At 69.5% G+C, this 19,219-nt stretch carries 20 protein-coding genes; 17 read left to right on the forward strand and 3 right to left on the reverse strand.

Annotated elements, in window-relative coordinates:
- Positions 1-41: 41 nt before the first annotated feature.
- From INQ48_14550 to INQ48_14600, 11 genes are all read left to right on the forward strand, one after another.
- Positions 42-956 carry a LysR family transcriptional regulator gene (locus INQ48_14550; protein QRF60355.1) on the forward strand — a complete coding sequence of 305 codons (915 nt, stop codon included), beginning with the start codon at positions 42-44 and terminating at the stop codon, positions 954-956.
- A gap of 128 nt (positions 957-1,084) precedes the next feature.
- The gene (locus INQ48_14555) at positions 1,085-1,726 is read left to right on the forward strand and encodes a peroxiredoxin (protein QRF60356.1); all 642 of its coding nucleotides are present in this window, start codon (positions 1,085-1,087) and stop codon (positions 1,724-1,726) included.
- Between the two features lie 34 nt (positions 1,727-1,760).
- On the forward strand, positions 1,761-2,336 hold the full coding sequence (locus INQ48_14560; protein QRF60357.1) for an alpha/beta hydrolase: 576 nt from the start codon (positions 1,761-1,763) through the stop codon (positions 2,334-2,336).
- A complete protein-coding gene (locus INQ48_14565) occupies positions 2,333-3,349 on the forward strand; it encodes a sulfate ABC transporter substrate-binding protein (protein QRF60358.1) in 1,017 nt (338 codons plus the stop codon). The genes INQ48_14560 and INQ48_14565 overlap by 4 nt, the downstream gene beginning before the upstream one ends.
- Entirely contained in the window at positions 3,350-4,237 is an 888-nt protein-coding gene (cysT, locus tag INQ48_14570; GenBank protein QRF60359.1) for a sulfate ABC transporter permease subunit CysT, read from the forward strand.
- 1 nt (position 4,238) lies between these two features.
- Positions 4,239-5,132 (forward strand): sulfate ABC transporter permease subunit CysW, encoded by an 894-nt coding sequence (gene cysW, locus INQ48_14575; GenBank protein ID QRF60360.1) that lies wholly within the window; start codon positions 4,239-4,241, stop codon positions 5,130-5,132.
- Positions 5,133-5,146: 14 nt separating this feature from the next.
- Positions 5,147-6,247, forward strand: a complete 1,101-nt coding sequence (locus INQ48_14580) for a sulfate ABC transporter ATP-binding protein (protein QRF60361.1) — start codon at positions 5,147-5,149, stop codon at positions 6,245-6,247.
- The gene (locus tag INQ48_14585; GenBank protein ID QRF60362.1) at positions 6,244-6,747 is read left to right on the forward strand and encodes a disulfide bond formation protein B; all 504 of its coding nucleotides are present in this window, start codon (positions 6,244-6,246) and stop codon (positions 6,745-6,747) included. Before INQ48_14580 ends, INQ48_14585 begins: the two co-directional genes overlap by 4 nt.
- A gap of 242 nt (positions 6,748-6,989) precedes the next feature.
- A complete protein-coding gene (gene macA / locus INQ48_14590; protein ID QRF60363.1) occupies positions 6,990-8,156 on the forward strand; it encodes a macrolide transporter subunit MacA in 1,167 nt (388 codons plus the stop codon).
- Positions 8,153-10,138: a macrolide ABC transporter ATP-binding protein/permease MacB gene (gene macB / locus INQ48_14595; GenBank protein QRF60364.1), complete on the forward strand. Its 1,986-nt coding sequence runs from the start codon at positions 8,153-8,155 to the stop codon at positions 10,136-10,138. The genes macA and macB overlap by 4 nt, the downstream gene beginning before the upstream one ends.
- Positions 10,131-11,516 carry an efflux transporter outer membrane subunit gene (locus INQ48_14600; protein QRF60365.1) on the forward strand — a complete coding sequence of 462 codons (1,386 nt, stop codon included), beginning with the start codon at positions 10,131-10,133 and terminating at the stop codon, positions 11,514-11,516. The genes macB and INQ48_14600 overlap by 8 nt, the downstream gene beginning before the upstream one ends.
- A gap of 4 nt (positions 11,517-11,520) precedes the next feature.
- On the opposite strand, the gene INQ48_14605 is transcribed toward INQ48_14600, so the two are convergent.
- The 3 genes from INQ48_14605 to INQ48_14615 are packed head-to-tail and all read right to left on the reverse strand — an operon-like array spanning position 11,521 to position 14,141.
- Complete coding sequence (locus INQ48_14605; GenBank protein ID QRF60366.1) at positions 11,521-12,297, reverse strand: glycosyltransferase family 2 protein; 777 nt, start codon at positions 12,295-12,297, stop codon at positions 11,521-11,523.
- Positions 12,264-13,064 (reverse strand): 1-acyl-sn-glycerol-3-phosphate acyltransferase, encoded by an 801-nt coding sequence (locus INQ48_14610; GenBank protein ID QRF60733.1) that lies wholly within the window; start codon positions 13,062-13,064, stop codon positions 12,264-12,266. Before INQ48_14610 ends, INQ48_14605 begins: the two co-directional genes overlap by 34 nt.
- A 33-nt stretch (positions 13,065-13,097) precedes the next feature.
- A complete protein-coding gene (locus tag INQ48_14615) occupies positions 13,098-14,141 on the reverse strand; it encodes a hypothetical protein (GenBank protein ID QRF60367.1) in 1,044 nt (347 codons plus the stop codon).
- Positions 14,142-14,385: 244 nt separating this feature from the next.
- Between INQ48_14615 and INQ48_14620 the strand changes: the two genes are divergently transcribed.
- From INQ48_14620 to rlmH, 6 genes are read left to right on the forward strand one after another with little or no spacing between them, the layout of a single operon-like run.
- Complete coding sequence (locus INQ48_14620) at positions 14,386-15,111, forward strand: YebC/PmpR family DNA-binding transcriptional regulator (protein QRF60368.1); 726 nt, start codon at positions 14,386-14,388, stop codon at positions 15,109-15,111.
- A 57-nt stretch (positions 15,112-15,168) separates the two neighbouring features.
- On the forward strand, positions 15,169-16,470 hold the full coding sequence (gene purD / locus INQ48_14625) for a phosphoribosylamine--glycine ligase (protein ID QRF60369.1): 1,302 nt from the start codon (positions 15,169-15,171) through the stop codon (positions 16,468-16,470).
- Complete coding sequence (gene hemF, locus INQ48_14630; GenBank protein QRF60370.1) at positions 16,470-17,396, forward strand: oxygen-dependent coproporphyrinogen oxidase; 927 nt, start codon at positions 16,470-16,472, stop codon at positions 17,394-17,396. Before purD ends, hemF begins: the two co-directional genes overlap by 1 nt.
- Positions 17,393-18,019, forward strand: coding sequence for a nicotinate (nicotinamide) nucleotide adenylyltransferase (gene nadD / locus INQ48_14635; protein QRF60371.1), 627 nt, complete (start codon positions 17,393-17,395; stop codon positions 18,017-18,019). The genes hemF and nadD overlap by 4 nt, the downstream gene beginning before the upstream one ends.
- Positions 18,019-18,705, forward strand: coding sequence for a ribosome silencing factor (gene rsfS / locus INQ48_14640; protein ID QRF60372.1), 687 nt, complete (start codon positions 18,019-18,021; stop codon positions 18,703-18,705). Before nadD ends, rsfS begins: the two co-directional genes overlap by 1 nt.
- Complete coding sequence (gene rlmH, locus INQ48_14645; GenBank protein ID QRF60373.1) at positions 18,702-19,169, forward strand: 23S rRNA (pseudouridine(1915)-N(3))-methyltransferase RlmH; 468 nt, start codon at positions 18,702-18,704, stop codon at positions 19,167-19,169. The genes rsfS and rlmH overlap by 4 nt, the downstream gene beginning before the upstream one ends.
- Positions 19,170-19,219 lie beyond the last annotated feature (50 nt).

The raw sequence follows: 19,219 nt of genomic DNA on the forward strand, positions 1-19,219 counted from the left end.
AAAAATAAGCCACATCGTTTCAAAAACAGGACAGTAGAGCCATGCAGGACCTCAACGACATGGTGTTCTTCGCCGAAGTGGCCGAGCGCGGCGGCTTCGCGGCCGCGAGCCGGGCGCTGGGCATTCCGAAGTCGCGGCTGTCGCGGCGCGTGGCCGAGCTCGAGGAGCAGCTCGGCGTGCAGCTGATGCAGCGCAGCACGCGGCGGCTGTCGCTCACGCCGGCCGGCGAGATCTACCTGCGCCACGCGGCCTCGGTGCGCGACGCGGCGCGCGCCGCCTCCGAGGCGGTGGCGCAGGTGCAGACCGAGCCCAGCGGGCTGGTGCGGCTCAGCTGCCCGGTCACGATCTCGCACAGCGGACTGGCGCAGGTACTGCCGAGCTTCCTCGAGCGCTATCCGGCGGTGCGCATCGACATGCGGGTGATCAACCGGCCGGTCGACCTGATCGAGGAAGGCATCGACATCGCGCTGCGCGTGCGGCCGCAGATCGAGGACAGTGCGACCCTGGTGGCGCGCACCTTCGGCACCAGCCGCGGCGTGCTGGTGGCCACGCCCGAGCTGGTGCGGCGGCTCGGGCCGATCGAGGGGCCGGAGGATCTCGCCAAGCTGCCGACCGCGGCGATGTCGGTCAACGGGGAGGGGCGCAGCGAATGGCGGCTCGAGGGGCCCAAGGGCCGGATCCACGTGCATGCCCACACGCCGCGCTACGTGGCCGACGACCTCGCCACCCTGCAGTACGCGGTGCTCGGCGGCGTGGGCGCGACCCTGCTGCCCGACTACATGTGCCGCGCCGACCTCAACGAAGGGCGGCTGACCCGGGTGCTGTGCGACTGGGGGCCGGCGCCGGTGGTCGCGCACATGGTGTTTCCGGCGCGGCGCGCGCTGGTGCCGGCGGTGCGGCGGCTGATCGACTTCCTGGTCGAGCACCTGGAACACGGGGCCCACCGCATGTTCTGACGGCGATTTCGAGGCGCTGGACCGCGTCGATATGCAAAAAACGTCATAACCAAACAATCAGATATTCGTTTGGCATCCTTGGCGGGGTTCGGACAATCCAGGTCTTCCATTCCATCCAAGGAACGACCATGGCAACCCTCCGTCTCGGCGACAGCGCCCCCGATTTCACCCAGGATTCCAGCGAAGGCCCGATCAAATTCCATGAGTGGGCCGGCGATTCGTGGGTCGTGTTCTTCTCGCACCCGGCCGACTTCACGCCCGTGTGCACCACCGAACTCGGCAAGACGGCGGCCCTGTCGGGCGAGTTCCAGAAGCGCGGCGTGAAGCCGATCGCGCTGAGCGTGGACCCGGCCGACAAGCACAAGGAATGGATCGGAGACATCAACGACACGCAGAACACCACGGTCAACTTCCCGATCGTGGCCGACGCCGACCGCAAGGTGTCGGACCTCTACGACCTGATCCACCCGAACGCCTCGGCCACGGCCACGGTGCGCAGCGTGTTCATCATCGATCCGAAGAAGACGATCCGCACCATCATCACCTACCCGGCCTCGACCGGCCGCAACTTCGACGAGATCCTGCGCGTGATCGACTCGCTGCAGCTCACCGACAGCCACAAGGTGGCGACGCCCGTGAACTGGAAGGACGGCGACGACGTGGTCATCATCCCGAGCCTGCAGGACCCGGCCGAGATCGCCCAGCGCTTCCCCAAGGGCTACAAGGCGGTGCGTCCCTACCTGCGCCTGACGCCGCAGCCGAACAAGTAAGCCGGCGGCATCGGCCCAGGCCCACCACCTTCGCATGCAGACCCGCATCGTCATCGTTCCCGGCTGGCGCGACTCCGGCCCCGGCCACTGGCAGAGCCTGTGGCAGGAGCGCATTCCGGGCGCCGCGCGCGTGCAGCAGGACGACTGGGCCTCGCCGCGGCGCGAGGCCTGGGTGTCGACGCTGGCGCGGCTGGTGCTCGAGTCGCCGCAGCCGGTGGTGATCGCGGCGCACAGCCTGGGCTGCATCGCCACGGCGCATCTGCCGGCGGAGGCCGCGGCCCGGATCCAGGGCGCGCTGCTGGTGGCGCCGGCCGATCCGGAGCGCCGTGCCGTGCTGTCGGACTTCGCGCCCGTGCCCTACGCGGCGCTGCCGTACCGCAGCATCGTGGTGGCCAGCAGCAACGACCCGTACTGCCCGATCCGCCTGGCCGGCGCATACTCGCGCGCCTGGGGCAGCGAGTTCGTTCGCATGCAGAATGCGGGCCACATCAACGTCGACTCGGGGCACGGGGAATGGCCGCTCGGCCTGGCCCTGCTCCAGTCGCTGACCGACGAGCCCGCCCCCTGGGCGGCGGGCCGTGATTTTTCAGAAACCTTGGCAACCACATGACTTCCAGAATCAAGACCTTCGCCGCCGTGTTCGCGCTGGCGTCCTCCGCACTCGTCGGCAGCAGCGCCCTGGCCCAGGGCAGCGGCCTGCTGAACGCCTCGTACGACGTGGCGCGCGAGTTCTACAAGGACTACAACGCGGCCTTCACGGCGCACTACAAGAAGGCCACCGGCAAGGACGTCAAGATCGACCAGTCGCACGGCGGCTCCAGCGCCCAGGCGCGCGCGGTGGCCGACGGCCTCGATGCCGACGTGGTGACGATGAACACCTCGACCGACATCGACTTCCTGGCCAACGCCGGCGTGGTCGCCAAGGACTGGACCAAGAAATTCCCCGAGAACGCATCGCCGACCACCTCGACCATGCTGTTCCTGGTGCGCAACGGCAACCCCAAGGGCATCAAGGACTGGGACGACCTGGTCAAGCCCGGCGTGCAGGTCGTGATCGTCAACCCCAAGACCGGCGGCAATGGCCGCTACGCCTACCTGGCGGCCTGGGGCTACGTCAAGAAGAAGGGCGGCACCGACGCCCAGGCGGCCGAGTTCGTCGGCAAGCTGTTCAAGAACACGCCGGTGCTGGCGCGCGGCGGCCGCGATGCCACCACCGCCTTCCTGCAACGCAACATCGGCGACGCGCTGATCACCTTCGAATCCGAAGTGGTCTCGATCGACCGCGAATTCGGCACCGGCAAGGTCGACTCGGTCTACCCGTCGATCAGCATCGTGGCCGAGAACCCGGTGGCCGTGGTCGAGCGCACCGTCGCCAAGAAGGGCACCGGCGAACTCGCCAAGGCCTACCTCGACTGGCTCTATTCCGAAGAAGCGCAGGAAATCGCCGCCAAGCACGCGCTGCGCCCGCGTTCGCAGACCGTGCTCAAGAAGTACGCCGCGACCTTCAAGCCGCTGCAGCTGTTCACGGTGCAGGAACTGTTCGGCAGCCTCGGCGAAGCGCAGAAGGTGCACTTCAACGACGGCGGCCAGTTCGACAAGCTCTACACGCCCGGCGCCCGGTAAATGAGCGGGGCAACCTCCTCGGCGCTGTCCTCACCGGCAGCGCCGTTTTCGCGTGCGGTCGGCGGCGGTGGCGCCAAGCGCGTGCTGCCCGGCTTCTCGATGACGCTGGGCTTCGCGGTCTTCTACCTCTGCCTGATCGTCCTGATCCCGCTGTCGGCGCTGGTCTTCAAGACCTTCACGCTGAACTGGGACCAGTTCTGGGTCGCCGTGACCGCGCCGCGCGTGCTGGCCTCGTACCGGCTGACCTTCGGCGCCTCGCTGCTCGCGGCGCTGGTGAACCTGGTGTTCGGGCTGCTCGTGGCCTGGGTGCTGGTGCGCTACAAGTTCCCGGGCAAGCGCATCGTCGATGCGCTGGTCGACCTGCCGTTCGCGCTGCCCACGGCCGTGGCCGGCATCTCGCTGACCGCGCTGCTGGCCGGCAACGGCTGGGTCGGGCAGTACCTCGAGCCGCACGGCATCAAGCTCGCGTTCACGCCCGCGGGCGTGGTGATCGCGCTGATCTTCATCGGGCTGCCCTTCGTGGTGCGCACGGTGCAGCCGGTGCTCGAAGACGCCGAGAAGGAACTCGAGGAGGCCGCCACCTCGCTGGGCGCGACGCGGCTGCAGACCTTCACCAAGGTGATCTTCCCCTCGATCGCGCCGGCGCTGCTCACGGGCTTCGCCATGGCCTTCGCGCGCGCGATCGGCGAGTACGGCTCGGTGATCTTCATCGCCGGCAACATGCCGATGATCTCGGAGATCACGCCGCTGATCATCATCGGCAAGCTCGAGCAGTACGACTACGCGGGCGCCACGGCGGTCGCGCTGGTGATGCTGGTGATCTCGTTCCTGCTGCTGCTGGTCATCAACGGCCTGCAGGCATGGCAGCGTCGCCGCGCGGGGGGTTGAGATGAGCGCACCATCCAAAGTCATTCGCCGCACCCAGGCCGGCACCACCGAGGCCGCCTGGGTCCGCTGGCTGCTGATCGGCCTCGCGCTGGTCTTCATGTTCCTGTTCCTCGTGCTGCCGCTGGCGGCCGTGGCCACTGAGGCGCTGCGCAAGGGCCTCGACGCCTACCTCGAGGCGCTGAAGGAACCCGATGCCTGGAGCGCGATCCGCCTGACGCTGATCACGGCCGCCATCGCGGTGCCGCTGAACCTGGTGTTCGGCGTGGCCGCGGCCTGGGCCATCGCCAAGTTCGAGTTCCGCGGCAAGGCCTTCCTCACCACGCTGATCGACCTGCCGTTCGCGGTGTCGCCGGTGGTGGCGGGCCTGATCTACGTGCTGGTGTTCGGCGCCCAGGGCTGGTTCGGCCCGTGGCTGGCCGCGCACGACATCAAGATCATTTTCGCCGTGCCCGGCATCGTGCTGGCCACCGTGTTCGTGACCTTCCCGTTCATCGCGCGCGAGCTGATCCCGCTGATGCAGGCGCAGGGCACCGACGAGGAACAGGCCGCGATCGTGCTCGGCGCGAACGGCTGGCAGACCTTCTGGCGCGTGACCTTGCCCAACATCAAGTGGGGCCTGCTGTACGGGGTGATCCTGTGCAATGCGCGCGCCATGGGCGAGTTCGGCGCGGTGTCGGTGGTCTCGGGCCACATCCGCGGCCAGACCAACACCATGCCGCTGCACGTGGAAGTGCTCTACAACGAATACCAGTCGGTGGCCGCCTTCGCGGTGGCCTCGCTGCTGGCGATCCTGGCGCTGGTGACGCTGGTGATCAAGTCGGTGATCGAGTGGCGCCACGAGCGCGAGATGAAGGCGATCGCCGAGCTGCCGCCGGAGCGGCCGACGGCGGCCTAGGAAGAAAGAATTTCATGAGCATCGAAATCCGCAACATCAGCAAGCAGTTCGGCACCTTCCGGGCCTTGAACGACGTCAACCTGAACGTCGAATCGGGCGAGCTCGTCGCGCTGCTCGGCCCCTCGGGCTGCGGCAAGACCACGCTGCTGCGCATCATCGCCGGGCTGGAAACGGCCGACGCCGGCAGCATCCTGTTCTCGGGCGAGGACACCACCGACGTGCACGTGCGCGAGCGCCAGGTCGGCTTCGTGTTCCAGCACTACGCGCTGTTCCGCCACATGACCGTGTTCGAGAACGTGGCCTTCGGCCTGCGCGTGAAGCCGCGCAAGGAGCGCCCGAGCGAGGCCCAGATCAAGGCCAAGGTGACCGAGCTGCTCAAGCTCGTGCAGCTCGACTGGCTGGCCGACCGCTATCCGCCGCAGCTCTCGGGTGGCCAGCGCCAGCGCATCGCGCTGGCCCGCGCGCTCGCGGTCGAGCCCAAGGTGCTGCTGCTCGACGAGCCCTTCGGCGCGCTCGACGCCAAGGTGCGCAAGGAACTGCGCCGCTGGCTGCGCCGGCTGCACGACGAGCTGCACGTCACCTCGATCTTCGTCACCCACGACCAGGAAGAGGCGCTCGAAGTGGCCGACCGCGTGGTGGTCATCAACAAGGGCCACATCGAGCAGGTCGGCTCGCCGCAGGAGGTCTGGGATCAGCCCGCGAGCCCCTTCGTCTACGGCTTCCTCGGCGACGTCAACCTGTTCCACGGCCGCGCCGACAACGGCTCGGTGCAGCTGGGCGATCTGCGCCTCGATTCGCCCGAGCACAGCGGCGCGCGCGACGCCAAGGCGCTGGCCTACGTCCGTCCGCATGACCTGGATGTGACACGCCACGTGCCGGGCGCGACGAGCGGCATCGTCGCGACCTTGGCGCGCGCGATCGTCGTCGGTCCGATCGCGCGGCTGGAACTTGAACCCGTCGACACGAATCCAGACAATCCGGGCTCCGGAACCATCATCGAGGCGCAACTCCCTGCGCAACAGTTCCGTGACCTGGGCTTGAAGGAAGGCGACACCGTCGTCGCCACGCCGCGCAAGGCCAGGGTGTTCGTAGAAGAGGATTGGGTGTCTCCTTGATCGATTGGTACTTCGGCGCGCCGCGCCGCGCTTACGGCCTGATCTGCCTGGCCTGTGTGCTCATGCTGGCCTTCGGGCTCTACCTGCAGCACGTGGTGGGGCTCGAGCCCTGTCCGATGTGCATCGTCCAGCGCTATGCGCTGGTGCTGGTGGCGCTGTTCACCGGGCTGGCCGGGGCTTTCCGCGGCCGCGCGCTGCAGGTCGGCGGCGGCTTCCTGGCGCTGCTGGCCTCGATCGGCGGGGCCTACACGGCCGCCTCGCAGAGCTGGCTGCAGTGGTATCCGCCCGAGGTGGTGTCGTGCGGTCGCGACCTCTACGGCATGATCGAGACCTTCCCGCTCAAGCGGGCGCTGCCGATGATCTTCCGCGGCGGCGGCGACTGTTCCAAGATCGACTGGACGCTGTTCGGCCTCACGCTGGCGAACTGGTCCTTCATCGCCTTCACGGTGCTGACGGTCCTGCTGCTGGTGCTGCTGTTACGCCGGCGTCCGGCACGCTGAGCGCGGCGTTCGCCGCATCGGCCTTCGAAGGCGGACCGCGGGTCCGCCTTTCGTCTTTGTGGCGCCCGTCACGGTGGCGAGGGCTGTGAGGGCGGTGAGGGCGGAGTAACCCCGCGGCGGAACTCCGTCTTTAGGAACGCTTCAGACAGCGGGACTAGGATGACCCCATCCCTCCCGCATCGCGACCCGGCCGCAGAGCCCGGCGAATGCATCCCCCGCCCGTTCCACTTCCTTCCCGCTGCATGCCCCAGACTCCCCCCCGGCGTTCGCGCAAGCTCCTCTACGGCATCCTGGCCCTCGTCGTGCTCGGCATCGCGGCCGCGATCGTGCTCACGCCGGCCAAGAAACCCGAATACCTGACGGCGACGGTGCAGCGCGCCGACCTCGAGAACGCGGTGCTGGCCACCGGCGTGCTGCAGGCGCTGCGGCAGGTGGAGGTGGGCGCGCAGGTCACCGGCCAGCTCAAGTCGCTCAAGGTGTCGCTGGGCCAGACCGTCAAGAAGGGCGACTGGCTGGCCGAGATCGATCCCGCGATCTCGCAGAACACGCTGGCGCAGGAACAGGCCCGGCTCGACAACCTGCAGGCCCAGAAGGTGGCGAAGGAAGTGCGCGTCAAGCAGGCCGAGCTGGCCTGGGCGCGCCAGCGCGAGATGCTGGCGCAGGATGCCTCGGCGCGGCAGGACATGGAGAGCGCCGATGCCGAGCTGCGCGCGCTGCGCGCCGACGCGGTGTCGCTCGACGCGCAGATCCGCCAGCAGCGCCTGGCCGTGTCCTCGGCCCAGACCAATCTCTCGTACACCCGCATCATCGCGCCCATCGACGGCGACGTGATCTCGATCAAGACGCTCGAGGGCCAGACGGTGGTGGCTTCGTTCCAGGTGCCCACGCTGATGACCCTGGCCGACCTGTCGACCATGACGATCAAGGCCCAGGTGTCCGAAGCCGACGTGGTGCGCGTGCGCGCCGGGCTGCCGGTCTACTTCACCATCCTCGGCGACCCCGACAAGCGCTACCACGGCACCCTGCGCGCGGTGCAGCCCTCGCCCGAGAAGATCAACAACGCGGTGTTCTTCAACGCGCTGTTCGACGTGCCGAACCCCGACCGCACCCTGCGCGTGGACATGACGGCCCAGGTCGCGATCATGCTCGGCGAGGCGAAGCAGGCGCTGACCGTGCCGCTGACCGCGCTCGGCAACCGCGACAAGGAGGGCCGCTACGAGGTGCGCGTGCTCAAGGCCGACCACACGCCCGAGACGCGCAAGGTGCGCACCGGCATCACCAACAACTTCCAGGCCCAGGTGCTCGAGGGGCTGAAGGAGGGCGACCAGGTCATCACCGGCGACGCCTCGGCCGTGGAGCCGCGCGAGGGCGAGGCCAACGGCGGCGAGCGCCGCGGCAAGGGCCCATGACGCAGGCGCCACCACAAGCCCTGCTGTCGCTGCGCGGCATCGGGCGCAGCTTCCCCTCGGGCGAGACGCGGGTGAAGGTGCTCGAGGACGTGAACCTCGACATCGGCCACGGCGAGATGCTCGCGATCGTCGGCGCCTCGGGCTCGGGCAAGTCGACGCTGATGAACATCCTGGGCTGCCTCGACCGGCCCAGCAGCGGCAGCTACACGGTCTCGGGCCACGACGTGGGCACGCTCGACAGCGACGCGCTGGCCGAGCTGCGGCGCGAGCACTTCGGCTTCATCTTCCAGCGCTACCACCTGATGCAGCACCTGACGGCCACCGGCAACGTCGAGGTGCCGGCGGTGTACGCGGGTACCGACGGCGCGGCGCGCGAGGCGAGGGCGCGGCAGCTGCTCGCGCGGCTGGGCCTGGACGACCGCGGCGATCACCGGCCGAGCCAGCTCTCGGGCGGCCAGCAGCAGCGCGTGAGCATCGCGCGCGCGCTGATGAACGGCGGCCAGGTGATCCTGGCCGACGAGCCCACGGGCGCGCTCGACAGCCGCAGCGGCCAGGAGGTGATCGCGATCCTGCGCGAGCTGCATGCGCAGGGCCACACCATCATCATCGTGACCCACGACATGCCGGTGGCGAGCTGCACCGAGCGCATCATCGAGATCGCCGACGGCCGCATCGTGGGCGATCGGCCCAACGTGCCGACCGTGCCCGCGCCCGAAGCCACCGGCGCCGGCGAGGCACCGCAGCCCGTGACCCGGCCCGCCACGGGCGGCCGGCTGAGCACCGGCTGGTCGCGCTTCGCCGAGGCCTTCCGCATGGCCTGGCGCTCGATGATGTCGCACCGCATGCGCACCGCGCTCACCATGCTGGGCATCGTGATCGGCATCACCTCGGTGGTCTCGATCGTGGCGATCGGGGAGGGCGCCAAGCGCTTCGTGCTGTCCGACATCCGCGCCATCGGCACCAACACGCTCGACATCTACCCGGGCCGCGACTTCGGCGACGACAAGGCGCAGAGCATCCGCACGCTGGTGCCGGCCGACCTGCAGGCGATCGCGGCGCAGCCCTTCGTGCACAGCGTGACGCCCGCCACCATGCGCAGCCTGCGGCTGCGCTACCGCAGCATCGACATCAACGGCAACGTCAACGGCGTCAGCGACAACTACTTCGCGGTGCGCGACGTGCAGATGGCCAGCGGCATCGCCTTCAACGCCAACGACGTGCGGCACCAGTCGCAGGTGGTGGTGATCGACCAGAACACGCGCCGCAAGCTGTTCCCCGAGGGCGTGGATCCGCTCGGCAAGATCATCCTGGTCGGCAGCCTGCCGTGCACCGTGATCGGCGTGGCGCAGGAGAAGAAGAGCATGTTCGGCGAGAACAAGCAGCTCAACATCTGGCTGCCCTACAGCACGGCGGCGAGCCGGCTGTTCGGCCAGCAGCACTTCGACGGCATCACGGTGCGCATCCGCGACGAGCAGCCGACCAAGGCGGCCGAGGACGGCATCGTGAAGCTGCTGACCCTGCGCCATGGCGGCAAGGACTTCTTCACCTTCAACATGGACAGCATCGTGAAGACCGCCGAGCGCACCAGCCAGTCGCTGACCCTGCTGCTGTCGCTGATCGCGGTGATCTCGCTGGTGGTGGGCGGCATCGGCGTGATGAACATCATGCTGGTGTCGGTGACCGAGCGCACGCGCGAGATCGGCATCCGCATGGCGGTGGGCGCGCGCCAGAGCGACGTGCTGCAGCAGTTCCTGACCGAGGCTGTGCTGGTGTGCCTGGTCGGTGGGCTGATCGGCGTGCTGCTGTCCTATGGCATCAGCTTCCTGTTCTCTTTGTTCGTGAAGCAATGGCAGATGATCTTTTCGCTCGGTGCCGTGCTGTCGGCCTTCTTCTGCGCCTCGCTGATCGGCGTGCTGTTCGGCTACCTGCCGGCGCGCAACGCGGCGCGGCTCGATCCCATCGAGGCACTGGCCCGTGAGTAGCGCGCGCCTGCTCCCCGTGGCCCTGTCGGCGGCGCTGCTCGCGGCCGGCTGCACCGCGTTCCAGCCCGAGCGCCGGCCCGAGAAGCCGCTCGCGCTGCCCGCGGCCTGGCAGCAGCCGCAGGCGGGCAGCTCCAGCGCGGCGGCCGTGTTCCCCGCGAAGTGGTGGTCGGCCTTCGGCGATCCGCGGCTCGATGCGCTGGTCGACCAGGCGCTGCAGGTCAACAACGACCTCGCGGCCGCCGGCATCCGGGTGCAGCGCGCGCAGCTGCAGGCCGGGCTGGCCGATACGAATCTCACGCCCGGCGTGGTCGGCCAGGCCGCCACCAGCCGCGGCTACGACCTGAAGCGCGGCGGCGTCGCGGGCTCGAGTTCCAGTTCGCTCGTGACACTGAGCTACGAGCTCGACCTCTGGGGCCGGCTTGCGGCGGTGCGCAGCGCGGCCGACTGGGAGCTCCAGGCCACCCAGTCCGACCGGCAGGCCGCGGCGCTGGCGCTGGTCGCGACCACCGCCAATCTCTACTGGCAGACCGGCTACCTGAACCAGCGCATCGCACTGAGCGAGGCCGGCATGGAAGACGCGCGGCGCATCGTGGCGCTGGTGCGCGCGCGCTACGAGGCCGGCGCAGTGTCTGGCCTCGACGTGGCGCAGGCCGGCCAGAACCTCGCGAGCCAGGAGGCGGCGCACACGCAGCTGCTGCAGCAGCGCGTGGAAACGCGCAATGCGCTCGCGATCCTGTTCGACCGTCCGCCCGAGGCGGCGGCCGAGGAGCCCGCGAGCCTGCCCGACGCGGCGCTGCCCGCGATCGACGCGGGCCTGCCCGCCAGCCTGCTGGGTCGGCGCCCCGATCTGCGCGCGGCCGAGCAGCGGCTGCGCGGCGCGCTCGCCAATGTCGACGCGATGCGCACCGGCTTCTATCCGGCGCTGAGCCTCACGGGCTCGCTCGGCACCTCGAGCACCGCGCTGGGCGAACTGCTGCGCAACCCGGTCGCGACGCTGGGCGCGGGCCTGGCGCTACCGTTCCTGCAATGGAACACGGCGCGGCTGACGGTGGCGGTGTCGCAGAGCCAGTACGAGGAAGCGGTGGTGGGCTTCCGCCAGGCGCTGTACACGTCGCTGTCGGAGGTGGAGAACGCGTTGTCGTCGCGCACGCAGTTGCGCGACGAGAGCGCGAAACTGGTGGTGGCGCTGGAGCTGGCGCGGCGCGCCGAGCGGTTGTCGGAGGTGCGCTACCGCGCGGGGGCGACGGCGCTGCAGCCGGTGCTCGATGCGAAGGACCGGCGGCGCGCGGCCGAGGTGTCGCTGGCGCAGAACCGGGTCAACCAGCTCAACGCGACCATGACGCTCTACAAGGCGCTCGGCGGCGGTGCGCTGGAGTAGCTCGTCAGGGCTGGAACGGCGGTGCGCCGCGCAGCTTGCGCCAGAGCAGGCCCGGCAGCCGCAGCACGAACTCCACCATCAGCCGCGTGTGCATCCAGGTCAGCAGCACGTTGTCGCGCCCGTAGCGGAAATGCGAGACCCCGCCTTCCTCGGCCGTCAGGTACTTGACCGGTGCGTCGATGTTCACCGGCTTCACGCCGCGCCAGGCCAGCCGCACCACGGCCTCGGTGTCGAAGTCGAAGCGGCGCATCCAGGGCTGGCGCTGCATCACCGCGATCAGGTCCGTCACCGGGTAGACGCGAAAGCCGTAGAGCGAATCGCCGACGCCGGCGAACAGCGTCTCGAGCTGGGTCCAGCCGTTGGAGACGCGGCGCCCGCGCACACGCAGCAGCGGCGCGCTGGCGTCGAACACCGGGCGGCCCAGCACCATGGTCTCGGGCCGGGCCAGCGAGGCCTGCATGAAGGCGGGGATCAACGCGGCCGGATGCTGGCCGTCGGAATCCATGGTGAGCGCATGCGTGAAGCCGGCGTCGCGCGCCGCGCGCAGCCCGTGCAGCACCGCCGCGCCCTTGCCCTGGTTCTCGGGCAGCAGCCACACGCGCAGGCCGGGGCGGTCGGCGGCCATCCGCTGCAGCCGCTCGCCGGTGCCATCGTCGCTGCCGTCGACCACCACCCACACGGGGCTCCATTGCGCGAGCGCCGCCTCGACGGTGGAGAACAGGCGCTCGCCCGTGTTGTAGCTCGGGATCAGGACAAGGTGGGTGCGCGAGGCGTCTGGCATTCGGGAGATTCGGCGTCGGCGGCGCGCCGTTCCAGCTGGTGGCGGAAATATTGTTCGAGTTCGGATTGCAACACGTCGCTGTCCTGCGTCGGCGCGAAGCGCTGGCCCAGGCGCAGCTTGAACACGATCGGCAGCGGCGGCACGCGCCAGATCGGCCAGCCCTTGCCGAGGTAGGGCGAGTCGGTGTCGATGAACACGGTCTGGATCGGTGCCTGCGCCAGCTTGGCGATCAGCGTGACGCCGGGACGGAACGGATTGAGCGGCGGCGTGACGGTGCGCGTGCCCTCGGGAAAGATCACCAGCTGGCCGCCCTCGCGCAGGTCGGCCACCGCCAGCCGCACCATGGTGCGCGCCGATTCGTTGCTGATGTAGCGCGCCAGCCGCGCGCCCGCGCCCAGGAAGATGTTGTGCAGCAGCTCGGCCTTCATGATGCAGGCGCTGCGCGGCAGCCGCGCCACCAGCAGCAGCGCGTCGAGCATGGTGGGGTGGTTGGCCACGAAGATCACGCCGGGCTCGTCGCGCAGCGCATCGAGGCAGCTCGCGTCGATGCGCATCATGCCGGTGACCGAGGCCAGGCCCCAGAAGGTGCGGTAGGCGAAGGCGATGGTGGCGCGGCCCAGCGCGCGCGCCGGCTTCACCGGCATCACCGGGTAGATCAGCATCGCGAAGGCGTTCCAGACCAGCGAGATCACGCCGAGGAACAGCAGCAGCGCATAGAGCATCAGCGCAAGCGGGACGGCCGTGAGAATGCGCAGCACGCGGAGGATCATCGGGAAGGGGTGGGGGCTGCCGTTCGAGCGTCAGTCCCGCCGCCGCCCGGGGGCGGTGGCATGGGCTTCGATCTCGACCAGCAGGTCGCCGCGGCAGATGTCGGCCTCGAGGTATACCGCGCCGCGCACCATCGGCGCGTCGGACCCGAGCGCGTCTTCGAGCACGCCGCGCACGGCTTCCAGATCGGCCGGGTGGCGCACGTAGACCACGCCGTCGAGCGCGGCCAGCGAGAAGCGCGCCGATCCCTGCGCGTTGGCGGCATTCACCACGGCCTCGAGGTTGCGCAGCGTCTCGCGGGTCTGCTCGCGCACGTCGCCGCGGTGCACGGTTTCGTGGCCGACGATGCTCGCGGTGCCCGAGATGAAAAGCGCGCAACGGTCGTCGCCGATGTCGGCCAGCGCCGCGCGCGAGAAGGTGGGCGCGCGCGGCCCGTAGGTCGAGGGATAGCGGTAGGCCGAGACCTGGCGCGGGTTCTCGATCGGCAGCGGGGTGCGGCGCCCGGCCAGGAAGCGCACCGACAGCGCGCCGCGGTGGATGCCCAGCGCACAGGCGGCCGGCGCGCCCTCGAAGGCGGCGCGGCCGGCTTCGAGGAAGGCGTCCTGCCGACCCAGGTTGAACTGGCGGTAGCGCTCGAGCCCGCCGCCGTCGCCGTTGATTTGCGGCAGGTAGTTCCAGATCCGCAGCGGATGGGCGATGCCGCTCTGGTCGAGCGTGGCGAACAGGTCGCGGTAGGCGCGGTGGGCCAGTTCGGCCAGGCCCTGCTTCTCGACGCTTTCGTCGAGGTCGATCGCGCCCAGCAGCCAGTGGTCGTCGGCGCGCCAGCGCACGAGGCCCGTGCGGCCGGTCCGCACGGCCGGCCCGGTGGCATGCCAGACGTCGGCGACGGCGCCGCGCGCCGAGAGCACGCTGGCGTCGACCGGCGGCATCCATTCGATGCGGTCGGGCGTGCCGTAGCCGATGGCGGCGAAGGGCGCCGGTCCGTCGGCGGCCAGCGCCAGGCTGTCCGCGAACGACAGGCGCTCCACGCGCAGGGAGGAGGAAGAGGAGGAGGGTGTTTCGCCCTGGAAGCGCACGATCAGGAAGCCTTTGCGAGGGGATCGGGGCCTGCCTGCGGGCGGTCCGCCCCGGTCGCGCGCGAGGCGTGGCGGGTGGGCGGCAGCGTCGGATATCCCGACCCGGCGAAAGGCAATGGCGTCATCGAGGGATTATCACCAAAAGGTTTGACCGGCCCGCCCGGCCGCGGCGCCGGTCCGTTGTGCGCGCCGGACAGTAAACTCGCACCCTGCTTCGAAAACACAGGACAGCGAGAGAAAAGCCATGGCCGGACACAGCAAATGGGCAAATATTCAGCACCGGAAGGGCCGGCAGGACGAAAAAAGAGGAAAGCTCTGGACCCGCGCCATCCGTGAAATCATGGTGGCGGCCCGGGCCGGCGGCGGCGACCTGAGCGCCAACCCCCGCCTGCGGCTGGCGGTCGAGAAAGCCAAGGCGGTCAACCTGCCCGCCGACACGGTCAAGCGCAACATCGACAAGGCCACGGGCAATCTCGAAGGCGTCAACTACGAAGAAATTCGTTACGAAGGGTACGGCATCGGCGGCGCGGCGATCATCGTCGACACCATGACCGACAACCGCGTGCGTACCGTGGCCGAAGTGCGCCACGCCTTCGCCAAGCACGGCGGCAACATGGGCACCGAGGGCTCGGTGGCCTTCCAGTTCAAGCATTGCGGCCAGTTCGTCTTCGCCCCGGGCACCGATGAAGACAAGGTGATGGAAGTGGCGCTCGAGGCCGGCGCCGAAGACGTCGTGACCGACGACGACGGCGCCATCGAGGTGATCACCGCGCCCGGCGACTTCGAGGCGGTGAAGAACGCGCTCGAGGCGGCGGGCCTGAAGCCCGAGGTGGCCGAGGTCACGATGCGGGCCGAGAACACCATTGACGTGACCGGCGAGGACGCCGCGAAGATGCAGAAGCTGCTCGACGTGCTCGAGGACCTCGACGACGTGCAGGAGGTCTATCACAACGCCTCGCTGTCCGAATGAGGGCCGGCACCCGGCAGCAGCAATGATGGAAAGAACACAGCGTATGAAGGCCCGAGAATGAAGGTACTGGTGATTGGGGGAGGGGGCCGCGAACACGCCCTGGCATGGCGGCTGGCGCAGGCCGTCCGGGTGAGCCGCATCTACGTGGCGCCCGGCAATGGCGGAACGGTCACCGACCCGCGCTACGACAGCATCGACATCACCGAGCCCGCCGCGCTGCGCGAGTGGGCGATCAAGGAAAAGATCGCGCTGACGGTGGTCGGGCCCGAGGCCCCGCTGGCCGCGGGCGTGGTCGACGAATTCCGCGCGCATGGCCTGCGCATCTTCGGCCCGACCAAGGCCGCCGCCCAGCTCGAGAGCTCGAAGGCCTTCTCCAAGGCCTTCATGAAACGCCACAAGATCTCGACGGCCGAGTACGAGGCCTTCACCGACGCCGCCGCCGCCCATGCCTACATCGACGCCAAGGGCGCGCCGATCGTGGTCAAGGCCGACGGCCTGGCCGCCGGCAAGGGCGTGGTCGTGGCCATGACCGCGCAGGAAGCGCACGACGCGGTCGACTTCATGCTGGTCGACAACAAGTTCGGCGTGTCGCACAACGAAGGCGGCGCGCGCGTCGTGATCGAGGAGTTCCTGCAGGGCGAGGAAGCCAGCTTCATCGTGCTGTGCGACGGCAAGAACGTGACCGCGCTGGCCACCAGCCAGGACCACAAGCGCCTGCTCGACAACGACGAGGGCCCCAACACCGGCGGCATGGGCGCCTACTCGCCCGCGCCCGTGGTCACGGCCGAGGTGCATGCGCGCGCGATGCGCGAGATCATCCTGCCGACCATCCGCGGCATGGAGAAGGACGGCATCCCCTACACCGGCTTCCTCTACGCCGGCCTGATGATCGACGCCCAGGGCCATCCCAAGACGCTCGAGTTCAACTGCCGCATGGGCGACCCCGAGACCCAGCCGATCATGATGCGGCTGAAGTCCGACCTGTTCGAGGTGTTCTGGCACGCCACCGACGGCACGCTCGACCAGGTCGAGCTGCAGTGGGACCGCCGCGTCGCGCTCGGCGTGGTGATGGCCGCGCACGGCTATCCGCTCTCGCCGCGCAAGGGCGACCGCATCGACGGCATTCCGGCCGAGGCGCCCGATGCCGTGGTGTTCCATGCCGGCACCACCGTGAAAGACGGCGAACTCCAGACCAGCGGCGGCCGCGTGCTCTGCGTGACCGTGCTGGCCGACAGCGTGAAGCTCGCGCAGCAGCGCGCCTACGAGGTGGCGGCGCGGGTGCGCTTCGACGGCGCCCAGTACCGCCGCGACATCGGCTTCCGTGCCGTGCAGGCGCGCAGCTACGGCACCAACGGTTGATGCAGCGGCACCCCTCCGATCCCCAGGCGGTCGGCGACTATCTGCGCGGGCTGCAGCAATCCATCGTCGCCGCGGTCGAGGCGGCCGATGGCGGCACCGCGGTGCGCGATGCCTGGCACAAGGCGCCCGACGAGCCGCTGCAGGGCAGCGGACTCACCTGCATCCTCGAAGGCGGCGAGCTGTTCGAGCGCGCGGGCTGCGGCTTCTCGCAGGTGCGCGGCCCGAAGCTGCCTCCGTCGGCCACGCAGAACCGGCCCGAGTTGGCCGGCGCGCCCTTCGAGGCGATGGGCGTGTCGCTGGTGTTCCATCCGCGCAACCCCTACGTGCCGATCGTCCACATGAACGTGCGCATGCTGGCGGCCTTGCCGGCCGGCGGCGAGCCGGTGTGCTGGTTCGGCGGCGGCATGGACCTCACGCCCTGCTACGGCTTCGAAGACGACGCGGTGCATTTCCACACCGTCTGCCGCGATGCGCTCGCGCCCTTCGGCGAGGACAAGTACCCGCGCTTCAAGACCTGGTGCGACGAGTATTTCTTCCTCAAGCATCGCAACGAGCAGCGCGGCATCGGCGGCATCTTCTTCGACGACTTCGCCGAGGGCGGGGTCGACAACGGCTTCGCGCTGATCCGCTCGGTCGGTGACGCCTTCCTGCCGGCCTACCTGCCGCTGGTGGAACGCCGCCGCGGCATGGCCTGGGGCGAGCGCGAACGCGCGTTCCAGCTCTACCGGCGCGGGCGCTACGTCGAGTTCAACCTCGTGTGGGACCGCGGCACGCACTTCGGGCTGCAGTCGGGCGGGCGCACCGAATCGATCCTGCTGTCGATGCCGCCGCAGGCGAGCTGGGCCTACCGCCGCGAGCCCGAGCCGGGGTCGCCCGAGGCGGCGCTCTACAGCGACTTCATCGTGCGCCGCGCGTGGCTGCCGTGAACGCCCCGAAGAACGCGCCGCGCATCGGCGTGTTCGGCGGCGCCTTCGATCCGCCGCACAACGCCCATGTGGCGCTCGCGAGGGCCGCGCTCGAGCAACTGGGCCTCGAGGCGCTCTACGTCTTCCCGACCGGGCATGCCTGGCACAAGGTGCGCGAGCTCACGCCCGCGAACGACCGCCTCGCGATGGCGCAACTGGCCTTCGGCGACATCCCGGGCGTGGTGGTCGATTCGCGCGAGATGCTGCGCGACGGCCCCACCTACACCATCGACACCCTGCACGAACTGCGGCAGGCGCGGCCCGACGCCGAGCTGGTGCTGGTCATGGGCGCCGACCAGGCGCGGGCCCTGCCGAGCTGGCACGGCTGGCAGGATATACTCGCGGTCGCTACTATTTCTGTAGCGTATCGCGCACTATCGACGGCCGACACCGCCCGTTTTGATCCGAATACACTGCCCGGCCTCCCGGCTGGCGCGCGTTTCGAGGCGCTCGAACTGCCTGCCATGGACATCAGCGCCACCGACATCCGGCGGCGTGCGTCGCTGGGCGAGGAGATTTCCTCACTGGTTCCGTCCACGGTTGCACGCTATATTGACCAACACTTCCTCTATCGCCCTGCCTGATGACCACTGAAGCCGCCGCCAAGAAAGACACCCAGAAACTCCAGCGAGCCATCATCGATGGGCTCGAAGACGTCAAGGCGCAGGACATCCAGGTATTCGACACCGAGCATCTCTCGCCGCTGTTCGAGCGCGTGATCGTGGCCTCGGGCACCTCGAACCGCCAGACCAAGGCGCTGGCCGCGAGCGTGCGCGACGCGGTGCGCGATGCCGGCTTCGGCAAGCCGCGCGTGGAAGGCGAGGAAAACGGCGAGTGGATCATCGTGGACTGCGGACAGGCCGTCGCGCACATCATGCAGCCGGCGATCCGCCAGTACTACCACCTCGAGGAAATCTGGGGCGACAAGCCCGTGCGCCTGAAGCTCGGCGCGAGCAAGCCGGCCCGCGCCTCCGAGGACAAGGAAGCCAAGCCCGCGGCCGCCAAGGCGCCGACGTCGCTGCGCCGCGCGAGCGCCGCCAAGACCGCGATCCGCGCGGCCGAGCGCGAGGCCAAGGAAGCCAAGGCCGCGCCGAAGAAGGCGGCGGGCAAGACTGGCGCCAAGACCGCCGCGAAGAAGACGCCGGCCAAAAAGGCACCGGTGGTGGTGGTCGGCAAGCCCGTGGCCAAGAAGGCCGCCGCCAAGAAGACCGTTGCCAAGCCCGCGGCGAAGAAGGCACCCGCGCGCAAGACCGCTTCGCGCGGCGCATGAAGCTGCTGGTGGTCGCAGTCGGGCAGCGCATGCCCGACTGGGCACAGACTGCCTGGGACGACTACGCCAAGCGCTTCCCGCCCGAACTCAAGCTCGAACTGCGCGCGGTCAAGACCGAGCCGCGCGGTTCCAAGTCGCTCGAGACCCTCTACGCCGCCGAACGCGAACGCATCGAGGCCGCCATCGCGCGCGGCATGCGCATCGTGGTGCTCGACGAGCGTGGCACCGCGCTGACCACCAAGGCCCTGGCCGCGCGGCTGCAGAGCTGGCAGGGCGAGGGCGACGACGTCGCGCTGGTGATCGGCGGCCCCGACGGACTCGACCCGGCCTTCAAGGCCGCGGCCCACGAGCGCATCCGCCTGTCCGACCTGACCCTGCCGCATGCGATGGCGCGCGTGCTGCTGGTGGAGCAGCTCTACCGCGCATGGTCGGTCAACGCGGGCCATCCCTACCACCGCGAATGAGCGGCGCGGCGAGGGCCTCGCCGCGTCCTCGCATCGACCCCGTCCTTTCT

It is taken from the genome of Variovorax paradoxus (genome assembly GCA_016806145.1).
Lineage (GTDB): Bacteria > Pseudomonadota > Gammaproteobacteria > Burkholderiales > Burkholderiaceae_C > Variovorax.

Bases quoted from the DNA above. Each gene is read 5' to 3' on its own strand.
- INQ48_14550 (QRF60355.1), top strand. From the start codon at position 42: ATGCAGGACCTCAACGACATGGTGTTCTTCGCCGAAGTGGCCGAGCGC.
- INQ48_14555 (QRF60356.1), top strand. From the start codon at position 1,085: ATGGCAACCCTCCGTCTCGGCGACAGCGCCCCCGATTTCACCCAGGAT.
- INQ48_14560 (QRF60357.1), top strand. From the start codon at position 1,761: ATGCAGACCCGCATCGTCATCGTTCCCGGCTGGCGCGACTCCGGCCCC.
- INQ48_14565 (QRF60358.1), top strand. From the start codon at position 2,333: ATGACTTCCAGAATCAAGACCTTCGCCGCCGTGTTCGCGCTGGCGTCC.
- cysT (QRF60359.1), top strand. From the start codon at position 3,350: ATGAGCGGGGCAACCTCCTCGGCGCTGTCCTCACCGGCAGCGCCGTTT.
- cysW (QRF60360.1), top strand. From the start codon at position 4,239: ATGAGCGCACCATCCAAAGTCATTCGCCGCACCCAGGCCGGCACCACC.
- INQ48_14580 (QRF60361.1), top strand. From the start codon at position 5,147: ATGAGCATCGAAATCCGCAACATCAGCAAGCAGTTCGGCACCTTCCGG.
- macA (QRF60363.1), top strand. From the start codon at position 6,990: ATGCCCCAGACTCCCCCCCGGCGTTCGCGCAAGCTCCTCTACGGCATC.
- macB (QRF60364.1), top strand. From the start codon at position 8,153: ATGACGCAGGCGCCACCACAAGCCCTGCTGTCGCTGCGCGGCATCGGG.
- INQ48_14605 (QRF60366.1), bottom strand. From the start codon at position 12,297: ATGCCAGACGCCTCGCGCACCCACCTTGTCCTGATCCCGAGCTACAAC.
- INQ48_14620 (QRF60368.1), top strand. From the start codon at position 14,386: ATGGCCGGACACAGCAAATGGGCAAATATTCAGCACCGGAAGGGCCGG.
- purD (QRF60369.1), top strand. From the start codon at position 15,169: ATGAAGGTACTGGTGATTGGGGGAGGGGGCCGCGAACACGCCCTGGCA.
- hemF (QRF60370.1), top strand. From the start codon at position 16,470: ATGCAGCGGCACCCCTCCGATCCCCAGGCGGTCGGCGACTATCTGCGC.
- rsfS (QRF60372.1), top strand. From the start codon at position 18,019: ATGACCACTGAAGCCGCCGCCAAGAAAGACACCCAGAAACTCCAGCGA.
- rlmH (QRF60373.1), top strand. From the start codon at position 18,702: ATGAAGCTGCTGGTGGTCGCAGTCGGGCAGCGCATGCCCGACTGGGCA.